The 18,269-nt window shown below is 64.1% G+C and carries 17 protein-coding genes; 13 read left to right on the top strand and 4 right to left on the bottom strand.

The features are described 5' to 3' along the window. Positions 1-10 precede the first annotated feature (10 nt). Together MYCSM_RS01380 and MYCSM_RS01370 are read left to right on the top strand one after the other, a co-directional pair. Positions 11-1,219: an alpha/beta hydrolase family protein gene (locus MYCSM_RS01380; RefSeq protein ID WP_015304328.1), complete on the top strand. Its 1,209-nt coding sequence runs from the start codon at positions 11-13 to the stop codon at positions 1,217-1,219. Positions 1,220-1,754: 535 nt separating this feature from the next. Further along, entirely contained in the window at positions 1,755-3,092 is a 1,338-nt protein-coding gene (locus tag MYCSM_RS01370) for an adenylate/guanylate cyclase domain-containing protein (RefSeq protein ID WP_041311163.1), read from the top strand. Here the strand turns inward: MYCSM_RS01370 and MYCSM_RS01365 are convergent. Beyond that, positions 3,089-3,967: an oxygenase MpaB family protein gene (locus MYCSM_RS01365; protein WP_015304325.1), complete on the bottom strand. Its 879-nt coding sequence runs from the start codon at positions 3,965-3,967 to the stop codon at positions 3,089-3,091. The two genes, MYCSM_RS01370 and MYCSM_RS01365, sit on opposite strands and share 4 nt — an antisense overlap. 82 nt (positions 3,968-4,049) lie before the next feature. Between MYCSM_RS01365 and MYCSM_RS01360 the strand changes: the two genes are divergently transcribed. Further along, a complete protein-coding gene (locus MYCSM_RS01360) occupies positions 4,050-4,667 on the top strand; it encodes a TetR/AcrR family transcriptional regulator (protein ID WP_157681264.1) in 618 nt (205 codons plus the stop codon). Here MYCSM_RS01360 and MYCSM_RS01355 read toward each other — a convergent pair. Together MYCSM_RS01355 and MYCSM_RS01350 are read right to left on the bottom strand one after the other, a co-directional pair. Further along, positions 4,664-5,212, bottom strand: coding sequence for a hypothetical protein (locus MYCSM_RS01355; protein ID WP_015304323.1), 549 nt, complete (start codon positions 5,210-5,212; stop codon positions 4,664-4,666). The two genes, MYCSM_RS01360 and MYCSM_RS01355, sit on opposite strands and share 4 nt — an antisense overlap. 7 nt (positions 5,213-5,219) lie before the next feature. After that, positions 5,220-5,801, bottom strand: coding sequence for a VOC family protein (locus MYCSM_RS01350; RefSeq protein ID WP_015304322.1), 582 nt, complete (start codon positions 5,799-5,801; stop codon positions 5,220-5,222). 76 nt (positions 5,802-5,877) lie between these two features. Here MYCSM_RS01350 and MYCSM_RS01345 point away from each other — a divergent pair, with 76 nt between their 5' ends. The 9 genes from MYCSM_RS01345 to MYCSM_RS01305 all read left to right on the top strand — a co-directional run bounded on the left by MYCSM_RS01345 (position 5,878) and on the right by MYCSM_RS01305 (position 15,095). Beyond that, positions 5,878-6,510 carry a TetR/AcrR family transcriptional regulator gene (locus tag MYCSM_RS01345; protein ID WP_015304321.1) on the top strand — a complete coding sequence of 211 codons (633 nt, stop codon included), beginning with the start codon at positions 5,878-5,880 and terminating at the stop codon, positions 6,508-6,510. Further along, positions 6,507-7,649 carry an alpha/beta hydrolase gene (locus MYCSM_RS01340; RefSeq protein ID WP_015304320.1) on the top strand — a complete coding sequence of 381 codons (1,143 nt, stop codon included), beginning with the start codon at positions 6,507-6,509 and terminating at the stop codon, positions 7,647-7,649. The genes MYCSM_RS01345 and MYCSM_RS01340 overlap by 4 nt, the downstream gene beginning before the upstream one ends. 29 nt (positions 7,650-7,678) lie before the next feature. After that, a complete protein-coding gene (locus MYCSM_RS01335) occupies positions 7,679-8,617 on the top strand; it encodes a 2-hydroxyacid dehydrogenase (RefSeq protein WP_041312962.1) in 939 nt (312 codons plus the stop codon). 42 nt (positions 8,618-8,659) lie between these two features. Further along, positions 8,660-10,852: an acyl-CoA dehydrogenase gene (locus MYCSM_RS01330; RefSeq protein ID WP_015304318.1), complete on the top strand. Its 2,193-nt coding sequence runs from the start codon at positions 8,660-8,662 to the stop codon at positions 10,850-10,852. 33 nt (positions 10,853-10,885) lie between these two features. Continuing rightward, the gene (locus MYCSM_RS01325; RefSeq protein WP_015304317.1) at positions 10,886-11,794 is read left to right on the top strand and encodes a LysR family transcriptional regulator; all 909 of its coding nucleotides are present in this window, start codon (positions 10,886-10,888) and stop codon (positions 11,792-11,794) included. Positions 11,795-11,864: 70 nt separating this feature from the next. Next, positions 11,865-13,361 carry an APC family permease gene (locus MYCSM_RS01320; RefSeq protein WP_015304316.1) on the top strand — a complete coding sequence of 499 codons (1,497 nt, stop codon included), beginning with the start codon at positions 11,865-11,867 and terminating at the stop codon, positions 13,359-13,361. Between the two features lie 25 nt (positions 13,362-13,386). Next, complete coding sequence (locus MYCSM_RS01315) at positions 13,387-14,403, top strand: aminotransferase class IV (RefSeq protein WP_015304315.1); 1,017 nt, start codon at positions 13,387-13,389, stop codon at positions 14,401-14,403. Positions 14,404-14,466: 63 nt separating this feature from the next. Then, the gene (locus tag MYCSM_RS01310; RefSeq protein ID WP_015304314.1) at positions 14,467-14,748 is read left to right on the top strand and encodes a hypothetical protein; all 282 of its coding nucleotides are present in this window, start codon (positions 14,467-14,469) and stop codon (positions 14,746-14,748) included. A 35-nt stretch (positions 14,749-14,783) separates the two neighbouring features. Then, the gene (locus MYCSM_RS01305) at positions 14,784-15,095 is read left to right on the top strand and encodes a hypothetical protein (RefSeq protein ID WP_015304313.1); all 312 of its coding nucleotides are present in this window, start codon (positions 14,784-14,786) and stop codon (positions 15,093-15,095) included. A gap of 145 nt (positions 15,096-15,240) precedes the next feature. On the opposite strand, the gene fadD2 is transcribed toward MYCSM_RS01305, so the two are convergent. Continuing rightward, a complete protein-coding gene (gene fadD2 / locus MYCSM_RS01300; RefSeq protein ID WP_015304312.1) occupies positions 15,241-16,938 on the bottom strand; it encodes a long-chain-fatty-acid--CoA ligase FadD2 in 1,698 nt (565 codons plus the stop codon). A 54-nt stretch (positions 16,939-16,992) separates the two neighbouring features. Between fadD2 and MYCSM_RS01295 the strand changes: the two genes are divergently transcribed. After that, positions 16,993-18,228: a DNA polymerase domain-containing protein gene (locus MYCSM_RS01295; RefSeq protein WP_015304311.1), complete on the top strand. Its 1,236-nt coding sequence runs from the start codon at positions 16,993-16,995 to the stop codon at positions 18,226-18,228. The last annotated feature ends 41 nt before the right edge of the window (positions 18,229-18,269 follow it).

The following is an 18,269-nucleotide window of genomic DNA, read 5'->3' as shown; positions in this document are numbered from 1 at the left end:
CCATGCGGAGGTGTCCAGTACGCGGGACTCCGACGCCGCTCCCGTCGATCCCCCGATTCCAGTCCCCGACGTTCCTGGCGCCGACGCCACCGTCGGCGGGCTGCCCCGCCGCATCGACCTCACGCTGCGGCAACGGCTGATCGTCGACTCGTCGGCCGTTGCCGACGTCGCGTTGCGCACCGCGATCGCATCGCTGCTGGGTGCCACCATGGTGCCGACGATGCTCACCACCGCGCTGCGCCGGTCCGAGACGCGCGCCGAGCTCGACCACCTGCGGTTCTACGCCGAGCTCGCCAGCGCCAGGGATCCGGAACTGTCGTTTCCGAAGCCCACGCAAGAACCGCGGATCTCATCGCGCCCAGCCAATCCCATCGCCGAGTGGATGGCCAAGGGCCGAGTCAACAACATCCGATTCGACAGCAGCTTCGAGGCCGTCAACCCGGCGCTGCGCGAACAATGCCGCGGCTATCTCCGCAATAACGTGGTGCGCGCACAACACTGGGTCCACGACGACGGGCCGCACCCCACATTGTGCGTGATTCACGGGTTCATGGGCTCGCCGTACTTGTTCAACGGTCTGTTCTTCTCGCTGCCGTGGTTCTACCGGTCCGGCTACGACGTGCTGTTGTATACATTGCCGTTCCACGGAGCACGCGCCGAAAAGGGCTCGCCGTTCAGTGGATACGGCTACTTCGCACACGGCTTCGCGGGTTTCGCGGAGGCAATGGCCCAGGCTGTGCACGACTTCCGGTCACTGATCGACTATCTCGAGTTCACCGGTGTTGATCGGGTCGCGTTGACCGGGATGTCGTTGGGCGGATACACCTCGGCGTTGATCGCGTGCGTCGACGACCGCATTCAGGCCGTGGTTCCCAATGTTCCCGTTGTGACCCCGGACAGGACTGTGGACGAGTGGTTTCCCGCCAATTATGTGGTGCGGTTGCGCGATCTCATCGCAGGCACCGATGACCAACTGGTGCACGAAGCGACGAAATACCCGTCACCACTTAACTATCCACCACTGGTGCCTAAAGATCGTCGGCTGATCATCACTGGGCTCGGCGATCGGCTGGCGCCACCGGAGCAGGCCGAGATGCTGTGGGAGCACTGGGACCGTTGCGCGTTTCACTGGTTCCCTGGCAACCACATTCTGCACGTGAGTCAGCCGGATTACCTGCGCCGCATGACCCGCTTCATGCGCGGCTTCATGTTCGAATGAGCCGTTCGACCGACAGCGGCTCCAGCGCGACCCCGGGCGGCCTGGCGAAACGCAAGCCAAGTGCCGAGAAGTGCGTCAGGTGGCGTCCGCCCCCGAAGCATCAGGACTGCCAGTAGCCGTCCCGTCAGTCCGTTGATAATCGTTGCGCCCGTCCACATTTCGATGATCGACCGCGTGCGGCCCACCGTGATCGGTGCGACCGCGAAGTAGAGCGCCCAAGTGACGAATGCGGTGCAGGCACCGAACAACCAATCTCTTCCACGTCGGTCGAGGGGACTTGCCCACTCACGGCCGAGTGCCCGGCAGAACACCTCGGCATACGGATCGACCGCGCCCTTGCGATCCAGTTGGGCGGCAAATGGGAACACAGCGGGCCTACGGTGTGGACGCCGCGCGACAGTATCGCGGAACTGCGCAGTCACACCCGCGCGGAACTACCCGGGGCAAAGGTGTCGCTGCTTGCATTGGGACGTGTGTTCATTCGGTGGCAAGCAAACTGGCTGTGCCGCCGTCTGCGAACTGTCACCATATTGACGTGAACGGCGGGCGGGTGCACTACGCACGCAACGGCGACGTGCGACTGGCATATCGCGTCTTCGGAGACTCCGGTCCGACGATGGTCTACGCCCCCGGTTGGGTAGTCAGCAACGTCGACACAGTCGACGAGACCGGTAGCCCTTACAAGCCTCTGATCGATCGCGTCTCACAGCGAGTGCGGTTCGTCATGTGGGATCGACGCGGCACGGGCCTATCTGATCCGGCCAGCCATCATCTGTCTTTCGACGAGCGCGTCGCCGATCTTCGCGCAGTCGTCGACGCAGTTGGCATCGAGCGCTTTCACCTGGTCGGTTCCAGCGAAGGGGGATCGATCGCCATCTTGTTCGCCGCGATGTATCCAGACAGGGTGTTGTCCCTGGGGCTGTATGGGACCGCGGCGCGGTTCTCGCAGGACCTTCCGAGTTTTCCCTGGGGTTTCACCCCGACTGAGGTGGACTCACATCTCGACGAGATCGACCGAGCCTGGGGCGAAGGCGCGCTGGCAGACGTGTTTTACGGATCTGCCGCCGCGACGCCGGGAGTGCGGGAGATGTTCGGCAGATATCAACGCACCATCGCGAGTCCGATGATGGCGAAACTTCGATGGCGGGCGTTCATGGACATCGATGTTCGCGGAGTCTTGGCCAGTGTCCGCGCTCCCACGTTGGTGATGGGACGCCCAGGCGACGGTTTCGTGCCAATCGAGGCGGTTGCCGCGTTGGCTGCGGCCATCCCGAACGCATCCTTTCACGCGCTGCCGGAAGGCTCGCACAACGGATTCGATGTGATCGAGGAACTCGGTGAGCAGATGCTGGAGTTCATCGGGGAGGAACAGCCGACGGCTGCGGCGGAGCGGGTGCTCAAAACCGTCGTCTTCACCGACATCGTCAGGTCGACCGAGCGGCTCACCGCACATGGTGACGCACACTGGCGCCACCTGTTGGACACCCATGACGAGCTTGTCGCCCTTGCGCTTTCGCGTCACGACGGTGAGCGAGCCAACCATACCGGTGACGGCATCTTCGCGTTGTTCGAAGCGCCCACGAAGGCTGCCCGCTGGGCGCTCGACGTGGTGCCCGCCCTCGCGACAAGAGGCATGCCGATACGTGCCGGCATCCATACCGGCGAGTGCGAGCGGCGCGGCACTGAGTGGAGCGGATTAGCGGTGCACATCGGTGCCCGGATCGGTGCATTGGCGGGCGCTGGCGACATACTTGCAAGTCGCACGGTGCGCGACCTCTCAGCAGGATCCGGTCTGAGCTTTGAAAGCCTTGGCGCACAACGACTCAAGGGCTTGCCTGATGAAATCGAAGTTTATCGCGTCAGCGCCCGTTAGACGAGCGGACGTCCGGTTCGGATCCGCCAGTCGAGGTCCTTCAACAGCACGTTGAACGGGAATTGTCGGATGAAGCGCGGCATCAGATGGTTGACGAAGCGCAGCACGCCGATGATGCGGTCGAAGCGGCGCTGCTTGGCAGCGTTCCACTCCAGCTTCATCTCGTCCCGGAACTGTTGCGGCAGAAAGCCGGCCGTCATCAGCAGGCCGAAATTGTCAAGCGAGCGCTGGACCCGACCTGGCAGCCTGACGCCACGTATCCGTCCTGCAGCAATCGGCCAGAGGTATTCACGCACCGCATCGTCGATGTGCACCTTCTTCAGCGATTCCTGCCAATACCTGTCGAATGCGGCGCGATCCTTGGGCCACATGTCCTCGGGTACCTGCAGCGTGGTACCGAGCGGCAACCCCTCGCGATAATGCCGCTCGGCGGTCTCCTCATTCATCTCGCCGATGAACAGGCGGTACACGTCAACCGCCCCCTTGTACAGGCAGGCTCCAACCCAGAGTTGCAGCTGCTTGTCGAACGCGTGGTACTTGACCGGGCTCTCATCGGTCGAATAGACCTGCGCGTGAGCACGATTCACTGCGCGGCGGAACGCCGCCTTCTGCTCCGGCGAGCCGTTGAGCGCAACCGCTAGATACGTGAATGTGGTGCGCGCGCGCTTGATCGGGTGCCGATCGACGCGGCCGCTTTCCACCCGGCTTTCCATCACGCCGTAGCCGACGCCAGGCAGCGCCAGCTGCATGATCACGTTGGCCGGGCCGGCCAGCAATGCGACTCCCATCAGGCCGTCTTCGAGAGTGGCCCCACGCGAACGCGTCGTCGTCGGGAGCGCAGCGACTTCGCCGACAGTCCGCTCATTGATCGTCATTGATCCACCTAACGACAAATGTGAGAACCTTTGTTTCCAGATATATTGCCTCCGCGGCGACGCCGGTGTCAAGATGGAGCCGATGGCTCAAGTGCGGCCCTACCGCGGCATCGAGGCGGCTGACCGAGTTGCCGAGCGCCGCCGCCGCTTCCTGGAGGCCGGCCTGGACATCCTCGGTTCCGACGCTGACCTGTCCGAACTGACCGTGCGTGGCATCTGCGCGCGAGCAGGGGTGGCACTGCGCTACTTCTATGAGAGCTTCACCGACAAGGACGACCTGGTGGCCGCGGTGTTCGACTGGGTGATCGCCGATATCGCAGCGACGACGCAGGCCGCTGTCGCTGCGGCGCCGCTCAACGAACAGAGCCGCGCAGGCATGGCCAATATCGTGCGGGCCATCGCGGCCGATACGCGGGTGGGGCGTCTGCTGTTCAGCTCGCAGCTGTCCAATCCCGTGGTGGTGCGCAAGCGCACGGACTCCTTCGCGTTGATGGCGCTGCTGACCTTTCAACATGCGGGCACCCTAGGCGCGCGGCACAGTGAGCGGATCAAGGCGGCTTCACATTTCGTGGTCGGCGGCGTCGCGCAGATGATCACCGCGTGGCTGGAGGGGGAGATCGCACTGAACAACGATCAGCTTGTCGATCAGCTGGCCGCGATGATCGACGGCCTAGCCGTGCCTGACCTTTATACGAGCTAGGGCAGCAACGGGATTCGCCACAGCGGCATCCCAGGGTCAAGTAGATACTGCCGGGTAGCGGTCAACCGAAGGATACGCAGCGCACCCGTGATCAGGAGCGCCGCCAGCGGCAGCTCCCCCGCGACGGCGGTCAACACCGACAGCCATCTGTCAGCGGGCGCGGCCGTCATCACGTCGAACCATGCGTCACAGACCAACAGGACGCCGGTCGTGAACGCAGTCAGGACGAGCAGCTGTCGCCGCAGCAGACCGAGCACGGCCGTCGTCGCCATGAATATCAGGATCAGGATGTCGAAGCCGACCCACGTAGTGGGCCAGTTGTGCGCGATGTACTTGTCGGGCAGCGTGATTGCGAGGTAGACGATCCACGGCAGCAGCCCGATGATCGCGCCAACAATCAACACCAGGCGCACCCGCCGCAACCTCGCGAGCTGTGCGGCCGACAGGAGCTCCCCGAGCGGACGTTCCAGCCGGTTGATCAACTCTCGACGTTCATGCGCCGACATCGCGGCGATCTGAGCGTCCGACAGCCCGCCGTCAGGCATGGCGCGGTCAGCGTCCTGCGGGCACCCGAGGTCGGCGGTCTGCTGCGGTCTTCGGTGCCGTCTGGGTGTCGTTGTCGGTGAACTCCTTTGTCCAGCAGGCGAACTCGAGAGTGATGCCGTCTGGATCAAGGAAATAGAACGACCGTACGTATACGCCGGGGTGCAACGTCGCCGAAACCTGCGCTTCGCTCTCGTCGTGGTTGAGGACGGGGCCGACGCGTACCCCCTTGTCCTTGAGTCGCTGCCGGTACTCGTCGAACTTCTCCGCAGGCACGTGAAACGCCAGATGGTTCATGGTGCTGACGGCGCTGACGATGTCACCGATCCCGGGAATCGCCTCCGGCGACGAAACGCCGGGGACGCGATCCGGCGCATCGGCGAACCAAAAGAACGCCACGCAGTCGCCACTGCCCGCGTCGAAGAAGAAGTGCTGTCCCATGCCGCCGGGCAGATCCAACGACTTGATCAATGGCATACCAAGGACATTGCTGTAGAAGTCGACGGTTCGCTCCATATCGGAACAGACCAGCGCCACGTGGTTGATGCCGCCGAGTTCGAATTCGGAATTGGGGTTGTTTGGCTTGATCACGTCGCTGCTCCTCTAGCCAAGCTCGAAATCTGAATCTAACATCAGATTCAGTTTCGATCAACGGCCGAGGAGCCCCGTGACCGTCAGTCCCCGCGAACAGTTGCCGACGCTGCGTGGCAGGCAGACACAGGCCGCGATCGACACGGCGGCGCGGGCGGTGATCGCGCGCAAGGGCATTCTGGCGACGACGATTTCGGACATCGCCGCCGAAGCAGGCAAGTCGACAGCGTCGTTCTACAACTATTACGACTCCAAGGAGGCGATGGTCCGCGAGTGGGCGGTGCGGTTCCGCGATGAGGCAAGAGAACGGTCGCGGGCGGCCGCCGAACCCGGGCTGACCAACTGGGAGCGCTCGTATGAGGCGGCGGCTGCGCACTGGAACACCTACCGCAATCGGCTCGCCGAGATCATCAGCGTCTCGCAGCTCGCGATGATCAATGACGACTTCGCCGAATACTGGGCCGATATTTGCTCGCTGCCAATCGAATTGGTCACTCGCATGGTGAAGCAGGCCCAGCGGCACGGCTTCTGCGCCCGCGAGGACGACCCGCATCTAATGGCGGTGGCGATGGTCTCGATGCTCAACCAGTTCTGCTACATACAATTGTCAGGTGACGTCGCGGACGCCGTGGACGACGCTGCATGCATCACCACGCTGGCCAACTTCTTCTACCGGACCATTTATCACAAGGAGGCCGGCCTGACATGACGAAAACCTCGGCGTCGACCGGGACACCGGGCGTCACCCGTGAATTCGTCGGAATGGACTCGCCGACGGCACGGCGCGCCGGCTCGGGTGGGCATCCGTGTCAGGGGCTGTACCACCGCGGTGTCGGGCGCAAGCCGAAGGTCGCCATGATCGCCGCGCACTACCAGATCGATTTTTCCGAGCACTACCTCGCCGACTACATGGCCACCCGGGGCATCGGCTTTCTCGGGTGGAACACCCGCTACCGAGGATACGAGAGCAGCTTCCTGCTAGACCACGCGCTGGTCGACATCGGCGTCGGAGTGCGCTGGCTGCGCGAGGTGCAGGGCGTAGAAACCATTGTTTTGCTTGGCAATTCGGGCGGTGGCTCATTGATGGCGGCCTATCAAGCCCAGGCCGTCGACGCGCACGTCACGCCGTTGCCTGGCATGCGGCCCGCTGCCGGGCTTGCCGACCTGCCCCCAGCCGACGGCTACGTGGCCAGCGCGGCCCACCCCGGTCGCCCCGATGTGTTGACCGCATGGATGGATGCCTCGGTTATCGATGAAAACGACGCCCTGGCAAGCGATCCCGACCTCGACCTGTTCGACCCACGCAACGGTCCCCCGTACTCCAAGGAGTTCATCGAGCGTTACCGCTCGGCGCAGATCGCCCGCAATCACGCGATCACCGACTGGGCCGAGACCGAACTCAAACGAGTGCATGCGGCGGGCTTCTCTGACCGCCCCTTCACGGTGCTGCGGACGTGGGCGGATCCGCGGATGGTCGATCCAACGCTGGAACCGACGAAGCGCCCGGCCAATATGTGCTACGCCGGACCACCGGTCAAGGCCAACCGCTCGGCGCACGGTATCGCCGCCGCATGCACATTGCGCAACTGGCTGGGCATGTGGAGTCTTCGGCATGCCCAGACCCGCGCCGAACCACACCTGGCGCGCGTCGACTGCCCCGCCCTGGTGATCAACGCCGAACAGGACACCGGCGTGTATCCCAGCGACGCACAGCGCATCTACGACGCGTTGGCCAGCACCGACAAATCAAAGTGCTCGATCGACACCGACCACTACTTCACCACCCCGGGGGCGCGCAGCGAGAAGGCCGATACGATCGCCAAGTGGATCGCGAAGCGGTGGCGCTGACTGTTGACTCTTCGCGCAAGCGCCCATCGCTGAGAGTTCTCGCCCACTTCATACCCGGTGCAAAGGTCACTGAATTCCTTGCGCCAGAGACGGATTGGTTGGACATCCGATATTGCGCCGAGGACGACGACGAGACCTTCTACCGTGAGCTGCCAGAGGCCGAGGTCATCTGGCACGTGCTGAGGCCGCTCTCCGAAGCAGACCTCGAGAAGGCGGCCAACCTCAAGCTCGTGCACAAGATGGGCGCCGGGGTCAACACCATCGACGTCGACACCGCGACCCGGTTGGGCGTCGCGGTGGCGAACATGCCCGGTGCGAACGCGCCGTCGGTCGCCGAGGGCGCCGTGCTTCTGATGCTGGCCGCGCTGCGACGGCTCCCGGCACTCGACCGCGCGACCCGCGATGGCAAGGGCTGGCCGTCCGACCCGAGCCTCGGCGAGACGGTGCGTGACGTCGGCGGATGCACCGTCGGCCTGGTCGGCTACGGCAACATCGCCAAGACCGTCGAAAAGATGGTGGCGGCCATGGGCGCCCGGGTCGTGCACACGAGCACCCGCGACGACGGCCATCCCGGCTGGCGACCGCTGCCGGAATTGCTCGCCGAAAGCGACATCGTCTCGCTGCACCTGCCGCTGACCGAGAAGACCGCAGGCATGCTCGACCGTGCTGCGCTGGCCCGGATGAAGCCGGACGCGGTGCTCGTCAACACCTCACGCGGTGGTGTCGTCGACGAGGGCGCGCTCGTCGAGGCATTACGCAGCGGCGGCCTCGCCGCAGCGGGCTTAGACGTGTTCGCCGTCGAGCCGATTCCGGCCGACAATCCGCTGCTCAAGCTGGACAACGTCGTGCTCACCCCGCACGTCACCTGGTACACCGCCGACACGATGCGGCGCTACCTCGAACACGCCGTCGACAACTGCCGGCGGATCAGGGACGGCCGGAAGTTGGCCAACGTCGTCAACGAGTAATCTGGCTCCCAACCGACCGGTTAATAGGGAAGGCAATGGAGCATGCCCATCGCGATCAGTCCTGAGCACAACGACCTGGCCGATTCGGTGCAGTCTCTGGTGGCGCGCGTGGCGCCGTCGGAGGTGCTGCACGAAGCGCTCGAGACCCCCGTATCGAACCCACCGCCGTATTGGAAGGCCGCCGCCGAACAGGGACTTCAGGGCGTGCACTTGTCCGAATCCGTTGGCGGACAAGGCTTCGGCATTCTCGAGCTGGCCATCGTATTGGCCGAGTTCGGCTATGGCGCGGTGCCGGGCCCGTTCGTCCCCTCGGCGATCGCCAGCGCGCTGATCTCCGCCAACGACCGCGATGCGAAGTTGCTCAACGACCTCGCATCCGGCGAGGTGATCGCCGCCTATGCGATCGACTCGGGGCTGACCGCCACCCGGCACGGTGATGGCCTGGTGATCCGGGGCGAGGTGCGGGCGGTACCCGCCGCCGCGCAGGCCGCTGTGCTGGTGCTCCCGGTGGCCATTGACAGCGGTGAAGAGTGGATGGTGCTCGACGCCGACCAACTCGAGATCGAGCCCGCCAAGAGCATCGACCCGCTGCGGCCGCTGGCGCACGTTCGGGCCAACGCTGTCGAGGTCGGCGAAGACCGCGTGCTGAGCCACCTGAGCCGGACGCTGGCGCGCGCGCTGATGTCGACGCTGTTATCCGCTGAGGCCATCGGAGTCGCGCGCTGGGCCACCGACACCGCCTCGGCGTACGCCAAGATTCGCGAGCAATTCGGCAGGCCCATCGGCCAGTTCCAGGCCATCAAGCACAAGTGCGCCGAGATGATCGCCGACACCGAGCGCGCCACCGCGGCGGTGTGGGACGCTGCCCGCGCGATCGACGAGTATTCCGAAACCGGCTCGCAGGACAGCGCTTTCGAGTTCGCCGCTGCGGTCGCTGCGACCCTGGCTCCCGCGGCCGCGCTGCACTGCACCCAGGACTGCATCCAGGTGCACGGCGGCATCGGCTTCACCTGGGAGCACGACACCAACGTCTACTATCGGCGCGCCATCATGCTCAACGCGTGCTTCGGTCGCGGCGCGGATTACCCGCAGCAGGTGGTGGACGTCGCGACGAGCACCGGCCTGCGCAAGATCGACATCGATCTCGACCCGGACACCGAGAAGCTGCGCGAAGAGATCCGCGCGGAAGTCGCTGCGCTGAAGGCGATTCCGCGTGAGGAGCGCACCGTCGCCCTCGCTGAGGGCGGTTGGGTGGTGCCTCACCTGCCCAAGCCATGGGGTCGCGGGGCGAGCCCCGTCGAGCAGATCATCATCGCCCAGGAATTCACCACGGGTAAGGTGCGCAGGCCAAACATGGGCATCGCGGCCTGGCTGATTCCCTCTGTCGTGGCGTTCGGCACCGAAGAGCAAAAGCAGCGCTTCCTGCCGCCGACGCTGCGCGGCGAAATGATTTGGTGCCAACTGTTTTCCGAGCCAGGATCCGGCTCGGATCTGGCCAGCCTGACCACCAAGGCCACCAAGGTCGACGGCGGCTGGCGGATCACCGGCCAGAAGATCTGGACCACCGGAGCGCAGCTGTCGCAGTGGGGCATGCTGCTGGCGCGTACGGATCCGAGCGCGCCGAAACACAACGGCATCACGTACTTCCTGCTCGATATGAAGAGCGAGGGCGTTGAGGTCAAGCCGCTGCGCGAGCTCACCGGCAACGCGATGTTCAACACCGTGTTCATCGACGACGTGTTCGTTCCCGACGATCTCGTCCTCGGGGAGGTGAACCGCGGCTGGGAGGTCAGTCGCACCACGCTGACGGCCGAGCGCGTGTCGATTGGCAACAGCGAGGCGCCGTTCCTGGCCAACCTCAACGGTTTTGTGGAGTTCATCCGCGACGGGCATTTCGACCAGATCGACCAAAATCGCGCCGGTCGGCTGATCGCCGAAGGGCACGCGGCCAAGCTACTCAACATGCGGTCGACGCTGTTGACGCTGGCCGGCGGCGACCCGATGCCTGCCGCGGCGATCTCCAAGCTGCTGTCGATGCGCACCGGACAGGGGTACGCGGAATTCGCGGTGTCGTCGTTCGGCACCGACGGCGCGATCGGCGATCCCGACCAGCTTCAGGGCCAGTTGGCACAAATGCTGCTGGCCAGCCGGGCCACTACGATTTACGGCGGCACCTCGGAGGTACAGCTCAACATCATCGCGGAACGACTGCTGGGGCTGCCCCGCGACCCGTAAGAGGGAGGTCAGCCCACGAGCGGTGACGTCACGCTGCGGCAGCTGCGCTACTTCGCCGTCCTTGGCGAGGAGCTGAATTACCGGCGCGCCGCGGAGAGGCTGTTCATCACGCAGCCCGCGCTGTCGACGGCGATCAAACAGCTCGAGCATCAGCTCGGCGTCATGCTCTTCACTCGAAACACCCGCGAGGTGTTGCTCACCGAAGCCGGCGCCGCCTGGTTGCCGCGGATGCAGGACGCGCTGCGCGGCCTGGACGCCGCCGTCGATCACCTCGCTGCGCTTTCAGGCAGCAATCAGCGCCGCATCCGGCTGGGCTATTTCCTCGGCACTGGAGCTGATCTGCTCTACCGGATCGTGCGCCACTTCGAGACGGCACATCCCGATATCACCGTCGAGCCAACGGAATTCGACTTCTCCGATCCGACGGCCGGCCTGGCGGCGGGCACCACGGAGGTTGCCCTCACCCGGTCACCTCTTGACCTGCCCCACCACCGGATGTTCGTCCTCGACCGCGACGATTGGGTGGCATGCCTGCCACGCGACCACCGGCTGGCGGGCAGCCGGGAGGTGGACATCGCCGAGCTGATCGACGATCCGATCGTCTGCGCGCCCGACAGCGCAGGTGGTTGGCGGGATTACTGGATCGCTGCCGAAGCCAGGAGCCGTCCCGCCACCATCGCAGCCGTCGCGGCCACCTATGAGGCCGAAATCACCTACATCGCCAGGGGTCTCGGGATCAGCTTCACCACTGAGTCCGTCTCCCGGCTCTACGAACGGCCCGGCATCGTGTACGTACCCATCCGCAACCGCACCAGCTATATCGGGCTTGTCTGGAATCCCGACGACCTGAGCCCGCAAGCGGCGACGCTGGTGCGCCATGTGGAGACGGAGTGGGAATTCGCCGAGGGCCAGGGCGTGGAGCGGCCCGCAAGCTATCACTGATAAAGGGGCTTTATAAGTAGATCAGAAACTGAAACTTCCCTGGATACGCCGCGTCGGGTTTCCTCACAGCATGACTGACACCGCCTCACCCGTTACGCCTGCGGCACCGACGAACGACGAGGACGCCAAACTCGCCCAGTTCGGCTACACGCAACGACTCGACCGCTCAGTCGGCCGGGTGGCATCCTTTGCGATCGGTTTCGCGACGATCAGTGCCACCACCGCGGTATTCACCGGATTCGGCGCCGGATATTTCACCGCGGGCGCCCCGTTTGTCTGGACGCTGTTGCTTGCCGGAGCGGTGTTCGTCGTGTGGACGTTCATCGCCGCGGACCTGACCGCCAAGATCCCGCTCGCCGGTTACGCATACCAATGGACGAGCCGGATTCACGGCTCGATGCTCGCGTGGTTCACCGGGATAATGGCGCTCGCCGGATGGGTGTGCGGCATGACAGGGGTGGGCTTCATCCTGTCCGGTTATCTGGGCAGTCTGTTCGGCTGGAACATGAGCCAGACCGCGCAGATCCTTGTCGCCATCGGCGTGATGGCGGTGTGCGTCGTGGTGAATCTCTACGGTGTGCGCTTCGCGACGATGGTCAACAACATCGGCGTCAGCCTCGAACTGATCGTCACGGTCGGCGCGACGATCGTCGTCGCAATCGTCGCGTTCTCCGCACCCGAGAACCACCAACCGATTTCGGTGTTGTTCACCGGCGGCACGTCAGATCAACACAGCGCCTATATCTTGGCCTGGCTGGCCGCCTCGCTCGGACCATTCTTCGGGCTGATCGGCGTCGAGGCCAGCGCAGACGTCGCCGAGGAGACCGTCGGCGCGCGACACGTCATCCCGCGCACCATGTTCTACGCGCTGACCACGTCGATCATCATCGAGTTCGGAATGTATGTCGTATACGTGCTGGCCATCAAGGATCAGGACGCCGTCGCCGCGGCCCAGTCGGCTCCGATCGAGGAGATCATCACCCAGCAGGTGGGTCCGGTGGTCACGAGAATCGTTGTCGCCGTTGCCCTGACGAACATCATGGCGTGCATCCTTGCCAACATCCTGGTGGCGACTCGGCTCACCTATTCGATGGCTCGCGACAACATGCTGCCCTTCTCCCACCTCTGGCGCCACGTGTCGCCGTCCAACCGCACCCCGACCTACGCGGTGCTCGGACTGTTCACCTTGTCGACGATCCTGCTGCTGTCGGCACTGGTCAGCGAGAAGGTGTTCTTCCTCATCATGGGTCTTTCATCGCTGGCGGTGTTCGCGACCTACTTCCTGCAGACGGTCGCGCTGCTGATCGGCCATCGCCGCGGCACGATCCCCGCGGCGGAAGCCGGCACGTTCGATCTGGGTCGGGCGCGCATGCCCGTGTACATCCTCGGCCTCATCGCATTCACCCTGGTGTGTGCCGCGCTGATCTTCCTTCCACAGTTCGTCAACAACGGCTACGTCTTCCTCGGACTTGTGGTGCTTGCCGGCCTTTGGGCCGTCACCGGACTGCGCAAGCGCCTGGCCAACGGGGACGCCGGACCGAACTACGCCATGACCCACCTCTCCTGAATCCTTCGAAAGGACAACACTTCTCATGACCGTCGTAGACCAGGGCACCAGCAACCTCGTGGCCGTCGAGCCGGGCGCCATCCGGGAGGATACCCCGCCCGGATCGGTGATCCAGTACAGCAACTACGAGCTGGACACCTCGAGCCCCTACGCCGGCGGAGTGGCGTGGATCGAAGGCGAGTACATGCCGGCCTCAGAGGCACGTATCTCGATCTTCGACACCGGCTTCGGCCACTCCGACTTGACGTACACCGTTGCACATGTGTGGCACGGCAACATCTTCCGGCTCGGCGACCACCTGGACCGGCTGCTGGACGGAGCACGCAAGTTGCGACTCGATCCCGGGATGACAAAGGACCAGATCGCAGAAATCACGAAGCGCTGTGTGGCCATGTCACAGCTGCGCGAGTCGTTCGTCAACCTGACTGTCACGCGGGGATACGGAAAACGCAAGGGCGAGAAGGACTTATCGAAGCTGACCCATCAGGTCTACATTTATGCGATCCCGTATCTGTGGGCGTTCCCTCCGCATGAGCAGATCTTCGGCACAACGGCGATCGTGCCGCGTCATGTGCGACGCGCCGGCCGCAACACCGTTGACCCGACCATCAAGAACTATCAGTGGGGCGACCTGACCGCGGCCAGTTTCGAGGCCAAGGACCGCGGTGCGCGCACGGCGATTCTGATGGACGCCGACAACTGTGTCGCCGAGGGCCCGGGCTTCAACGTCGTGATCGTCAAGGACGGCAAGCTCGCGTCGCCGTCGCGAAATGCGTTGCCTGGTATCACCCGCAAGACCGTGTTCGAACTTGCAGACGCCATGGGGATCGAGGCGACGCTGCGCGACGTCACCAGCCACGAGTTGTACGAGGCCGACGAGTTGATGGCGGTCACCACAGCGGGCGGAGTCACCCCGATCAATACGCTCGATGGCGAACCGATCGGTGACGGCACGCCTGGTCCGCTCACAGTCGCGATCCGTGACCGGTTCTGGGCGCTGATGGACGAGCCGTCACCGCTGATCGAAACGATTGATTACTGACGATTACGTCGAATCGGGTCTACGATTGAAATAGTCGATAGCCCCAGGTCGTTGGGATCAGTTATGAGCACAATCCGACGACGCATCATGCGCCTCACTCTCGGTGGAGCCGCGGCCGTCGCAATCGTCTCTGCCCCCGCCGTCCTGTTCACCGTTGGTGCGCCGGCCGCGTTGGCGCAACCCTGCTACAACGGCGTCCTCCCGTGGGGGCCGTACGTTCCGAGCTGCACACTGCCCGGTCCGCAAGGCGCCAAGGTGCCCGGATCCGCGCCCGACGCCAACGCGATCATCGCCTGCCGCAACCGTCCCGGCTGCCTGTCCTGGTACGTGAACGGCGGCCCGTAGCGTGTCTGCTCTCGTGAGCAGGCAACCCTAAAGCCATGACGCACGACGTTGAGAAGCGTTTCGACCGGCCCGGCACCTTCCATCAGGCCGCGCTGTATGTCGGTGCGGTCGTCGCGTTCGCAGGCATCATGTTCGCCGTTTGGGCAACGACCTGGCGAGAGAACGTGATCGTCGCATCGTTCGTGCCCGCGATCCTGTTCGGTGGCGGCATCGGCGCATTCGTCAAGACGTACCGGGTCTGGAAGGAAGAGGGCGCCTGGCCGGCATGGCAAGGCGCAGGCTGGTTCTTGCTTACCCTGATGCTGGTGAGCCTGGCCATTCCGGGCGCAGCGATCATGGCGCCCTAGTTCGTGCTAGCGCGAAATTGCGCTCAGGGCTGTGGTTTTCACGTTTTCGCGACCGTGAACGCAAAATTGAGCATCCACTTGTGACCGGGGACCGTCAGTTCTTCTCGTCGTCTCGCCGACTATGACTTCTCGTCGTCTCCGCCGACTATGACTTCTCGTCGTCTCCGCCAACGGAAATCTCGCGCAACTCGCGCTTCAATACCTTGCCCGTCGGATTACGCGGTAGTTCGTCGAGGAAGACCACTTCGCGCGGCACCTTGTAGCGCGCCAGATGCTCTTTGACGTACGACTTGATGTCGTCCTCGCCGATGCTGGCGCCGTCGGTCTTGACGACGAACGCACGCAGTCGATGGCCCCACTCCTTGTCCTCGACGCCAAGCGCCGTCGCCTCAACGACGTCCGGGTGGCCGCTGATCAGATCCTCGACCTCTGCGGGGAACACGTTTTCGCCACCGGACACGATCATCTCGTCGTCGCGGCCACTGACGTAGAGCAGGCCGTTTTCGTCGAAATAACCCACGTCGCCCGACGACATCAGGCCATCGATGATCTGCTTGTGCCCACCGCCGGTGTAACCCTCGAACGGGAATGTGTTGCCGACGAAGATCCGGCCGACCTCTCCCTGGGGCAACTCGTTGCCGTTCTCGTCGAGGATCTTCACCTTGACGCCCTTGACGACTGGGCCAACGGTCGCCGGGTTCTTCTCCAGGTCCTGCGGCCGGGCGATGGTGGCGAACGCGATTTCCGTTGAGCCGTAAAGGTTGTAGACAACCGGACCGATGTCTTTGAGCGCACGCTGCGCCAGCTCGGCGCCGAGCTGCGAGCCGGACACGAACACGATCCGCAGGCTGGATAGGTCCGGTTTGGAGTCCATCTTCTCCAGCGCGTCGAGCATCCTGGACAACATCACCGGCACGACAACCACCGCGGTCACCTTGTGTTTCTCGATGTCCTCGAACACGGTCGGCGGCTTGAAGCGGCGCCGCAGCACCAGGGTGTCTCCGAGCATCATGGCGATGGTGGCGTGCAGGTAGCCGAGCGCATGGAACATCGGTGCCGGCAGCGATGTCACCTCGCCGGCTTTGAACGGCACATGCGACAGAATGCCGCCGATCGGCGCCAGCGACGGTGGCGTGCTGCGATTGGCACCCTTGGGAGTTCCGGTGGTGCCGCTGGTCAAAATGATGATCGACGAATGCTTCGTCACCTTGGGTGCAGGCTTGCCCGAACTCCGTGCGACGAAGTCTTCCAGCGTCTCGTCAGTGCTGTTCGACGACTCGTCCTTATCCGGGTTGGTGCCGAGCGCCCGCAACTTGCCCAATTCCGGCTCTGCTTTGGACACGGCATCGAAGTACTCGTCGTCGTAGATGATCAGCTTGGCGCCTTCCCGCTCGGACACCTCCTTGATCTGCGGTCCGGAGAACTCGCTGTTGAGCAGGATTATGCGTGCTCCCGCACGCGCCGCCCCGTACACGGCGATCAAGAACCACCGGTGGTTTCGGGCCAGGATGGCCACCCCGTCGCCGCCCTTGACCCCCTTTTCCAGCAGGCCGTTGGCCACTTCGTGGGCAGCTTCGTCGAGTTCGGAGAACGTGATCTCGCCGAAGTCGTCGATGATCGCGGTGCGGTTGGGCGTGCGACGCGCGTTGAGCGCGGGGATCATCCCGAATTCGCCCCAGCGTCGAATGTCGGCGAGCATCGCGGCAATGTTCTGCGGCGGCTCGAGCTTGAACGCTCCTGCCTCCATCATCTTGCGGAAGTAGTGAAGTTCGGCGGACCCTCGCTCGGCGAACTGCTGGACTTTTGCGACTGCCTGCAACGGAAGATCAGTGAGCTTAGGCATGACCCCACCCTAGTGACGAGCATCTCCGCGCGACCGGGAAATTACCATGACGGTATGGCCGCTCCCATGTCGCTGGACGTGGACGGTCGGCAGGTGTTGATCACCCACCCTGACAAGGTCGTTTTCCCGGATATCGGGGTTACGAAACTCGACTTGATCCACTACTACCTCGCCGTGGCCCCAGGCGCGCTGCGCGGTGCGAGCGATCGGCCGATGATTCTCAAGCGGTTCGTCAAGGGCATCACCGAAGAAGCCGTCTTTCAGAAGCGCGCACCGGAGAAACGGCCCGACTTCATCGACGTGGCCGAGCTGAAGTACGCATCGGGCACCTCGGCCAAGGAGGCCGTCATCCACGACGCAGCCGGCCTGGCGTGGGCGATCAACATGGGCTGCGTCGACCTCAATCCGCATCCGGTGCGCGCAGACGACCTTGCCCATCCGGACGAATTGCGCGTCGACCTCGACCCGATGCCCGGTGTGCAATGGCGCCAGATCGTCGACGTGGCCCTGATCGCGCGCGAGGTTCTCGAGGAGCACGGCCTAACGGCCTGGCCAAAGACGTCGGGCTCCCGCGGGTTTCACATCTACGCGCGCATTCAGCGGCGGTGGCCGTTCAAATTCGTCCGGCTTGCGGCGCAGACTGTGGCCCGCGAGGTCGAACGCCGCGCACCCGAACTCGCGACCGCGCGGTGGTGGAAAGAGGAGCGCGAAGGCGTGTTCGTCGACTTCAACCAGAACGCCTTCGATCGCACGGTCGCCTCGGCGTACTCGGTTCGGGCCACGCCAGACGCCCGGGTGTCGACGCCGCTGTTCTGGGATGAGGTCGCCGACTGCCAACCTGAGCGCTTCACGATCGCGACAGTGCCCAAGCGTTTCGAGGAGCACGGTGATCCGTGGGAGGGAATCGACGACCAGGCGGGCACGCTGGACGCGCTGCTCGAGCATGCCGACCGGCTGGGACCGGCCGAGAAGGCGCCGCGCGGCGCCAAGAAAGGCACCGGCCGCCGTGAGTCGGCGATGCCACTGATCGAGATCGCCAGAACCAAAACCAAAGACGAAGCGATGGCCGCACTCGACGAATGGCGCGGACGTTACCCGGCAGTAGCCGAAAAGCTCCAGCCTGCAGACATTTTGGTCGACGGAATGCGGGGGCCCAGCTCGATCTGGTACCGAATCCGGATCAACCTGCAGCATGTGCCGGAGAATCAGCGGCCACCGCAGGAACCGCTGCTGGCCGACTACAACCCCTGGGAAAATTACTCAGGACCGCAATGGATGCGGCGCGGGTGAGCTGTTTGCTGATCGACGCAAAACCGGTTCTTAATAAAGTA

This window comes from Mycobacterium sp. JS623, from assembly GCF_000328565.1.
Taxonomy (GTDB): domain Bacteria; phylum Actinomycetota; class Actinomycetes; order Mycobacteriales; family Mycobacteriaceae; genus Mycobacterium.
This window is presented reverse-complemented; position numbering and strand designations above follow the sequence as displayed.

What these genes read in the sequence shown, in the direction of transcription:
- MYCSM_RS01365 (WP_015304325.1), bottom strand. Translation starts at nt 3,967, where the DNA reads ATGACGATCAATGAGCGGACTGTCGGCGAAGTCGCTGCGCTCCCGACG.
- MYCSM_RS01360 (WP_157681264.1), top strand. Translation starts at nt 4,050, where the DNA reads ATGGCTCAAGTGCGGCCCTACCGCGGCATCGAGGCGGCTGACCGAGTT.
- MYCSM_RS01355 (WP_015304323.1), bottom strand. Translation starts at nt 5,212, where the DNA reads ATGCCTGACGGCGGGCTGTCGGACGCTCAGATCGCCGCGATGTCGGCG.
- MYCSM_RS01340 (WP_015304320.1), top strand. Translation starts at nt 6,507, where the DNA reads ATGACGAAAACCTCGGCGTCGACCGGGACACCGGGCGTCACCCGTGAA.
- MYCSM_RS01330 (WP_015304318.1), top strand. Translation starts at nt 8,660, where the DNA reads ATGCCCATCGCGATCAGTCCTGAGCACAACGACCTGGCCGATTCGGTG.
- MYCSM_RS01320 (WP_015304316.1), top strand. Translation starts at nt 11,865, where the DNA reads ATGACTGACACCGCCTCACCCGTTACGCCTGCGGCACCGACGAACGAC.
- MYCSM_RS01315 (WP_015304315.1), top strand. Translation starts at nt 13,387, where the DNA reads ATGACCGTCGTAGACCAGGGCACCAGCAACCTCGTGGCCGTCGAGCCG.
- MYCSM_RS01310 (WP_015304314.1), top strand. Translation starts at nt 14,467, where the DNA reads ATGAGCACAATCCGACGACGCATCATGCGCCTCACTCTCGGTGGAGCC.
- MYCSM_RS01305 (WP_015304313.1), top strand. Translation starts at nt 14,784, where the DNA reads ATGACGCACGACGTTGAGAAGCGTTTCGACCGGCCCGGCACCTTCCAT.
- fadD2 (WP_015304312.1), bottom strand. Translation starts at nt 16,938, where the DNA reads ATGCCTAAGCTCACTGATCTTCCGTTGCAGGCAGTCGCAAAAGTCCAG.
- MYCSM_RS01295 (WP_015304311.1), top strand. Translation starts at nt 16,993, where the DNA reads ATGGCCGCTCCCATGTCGCTGGACGTGGACGGTCGGCAGGTGTTGATC.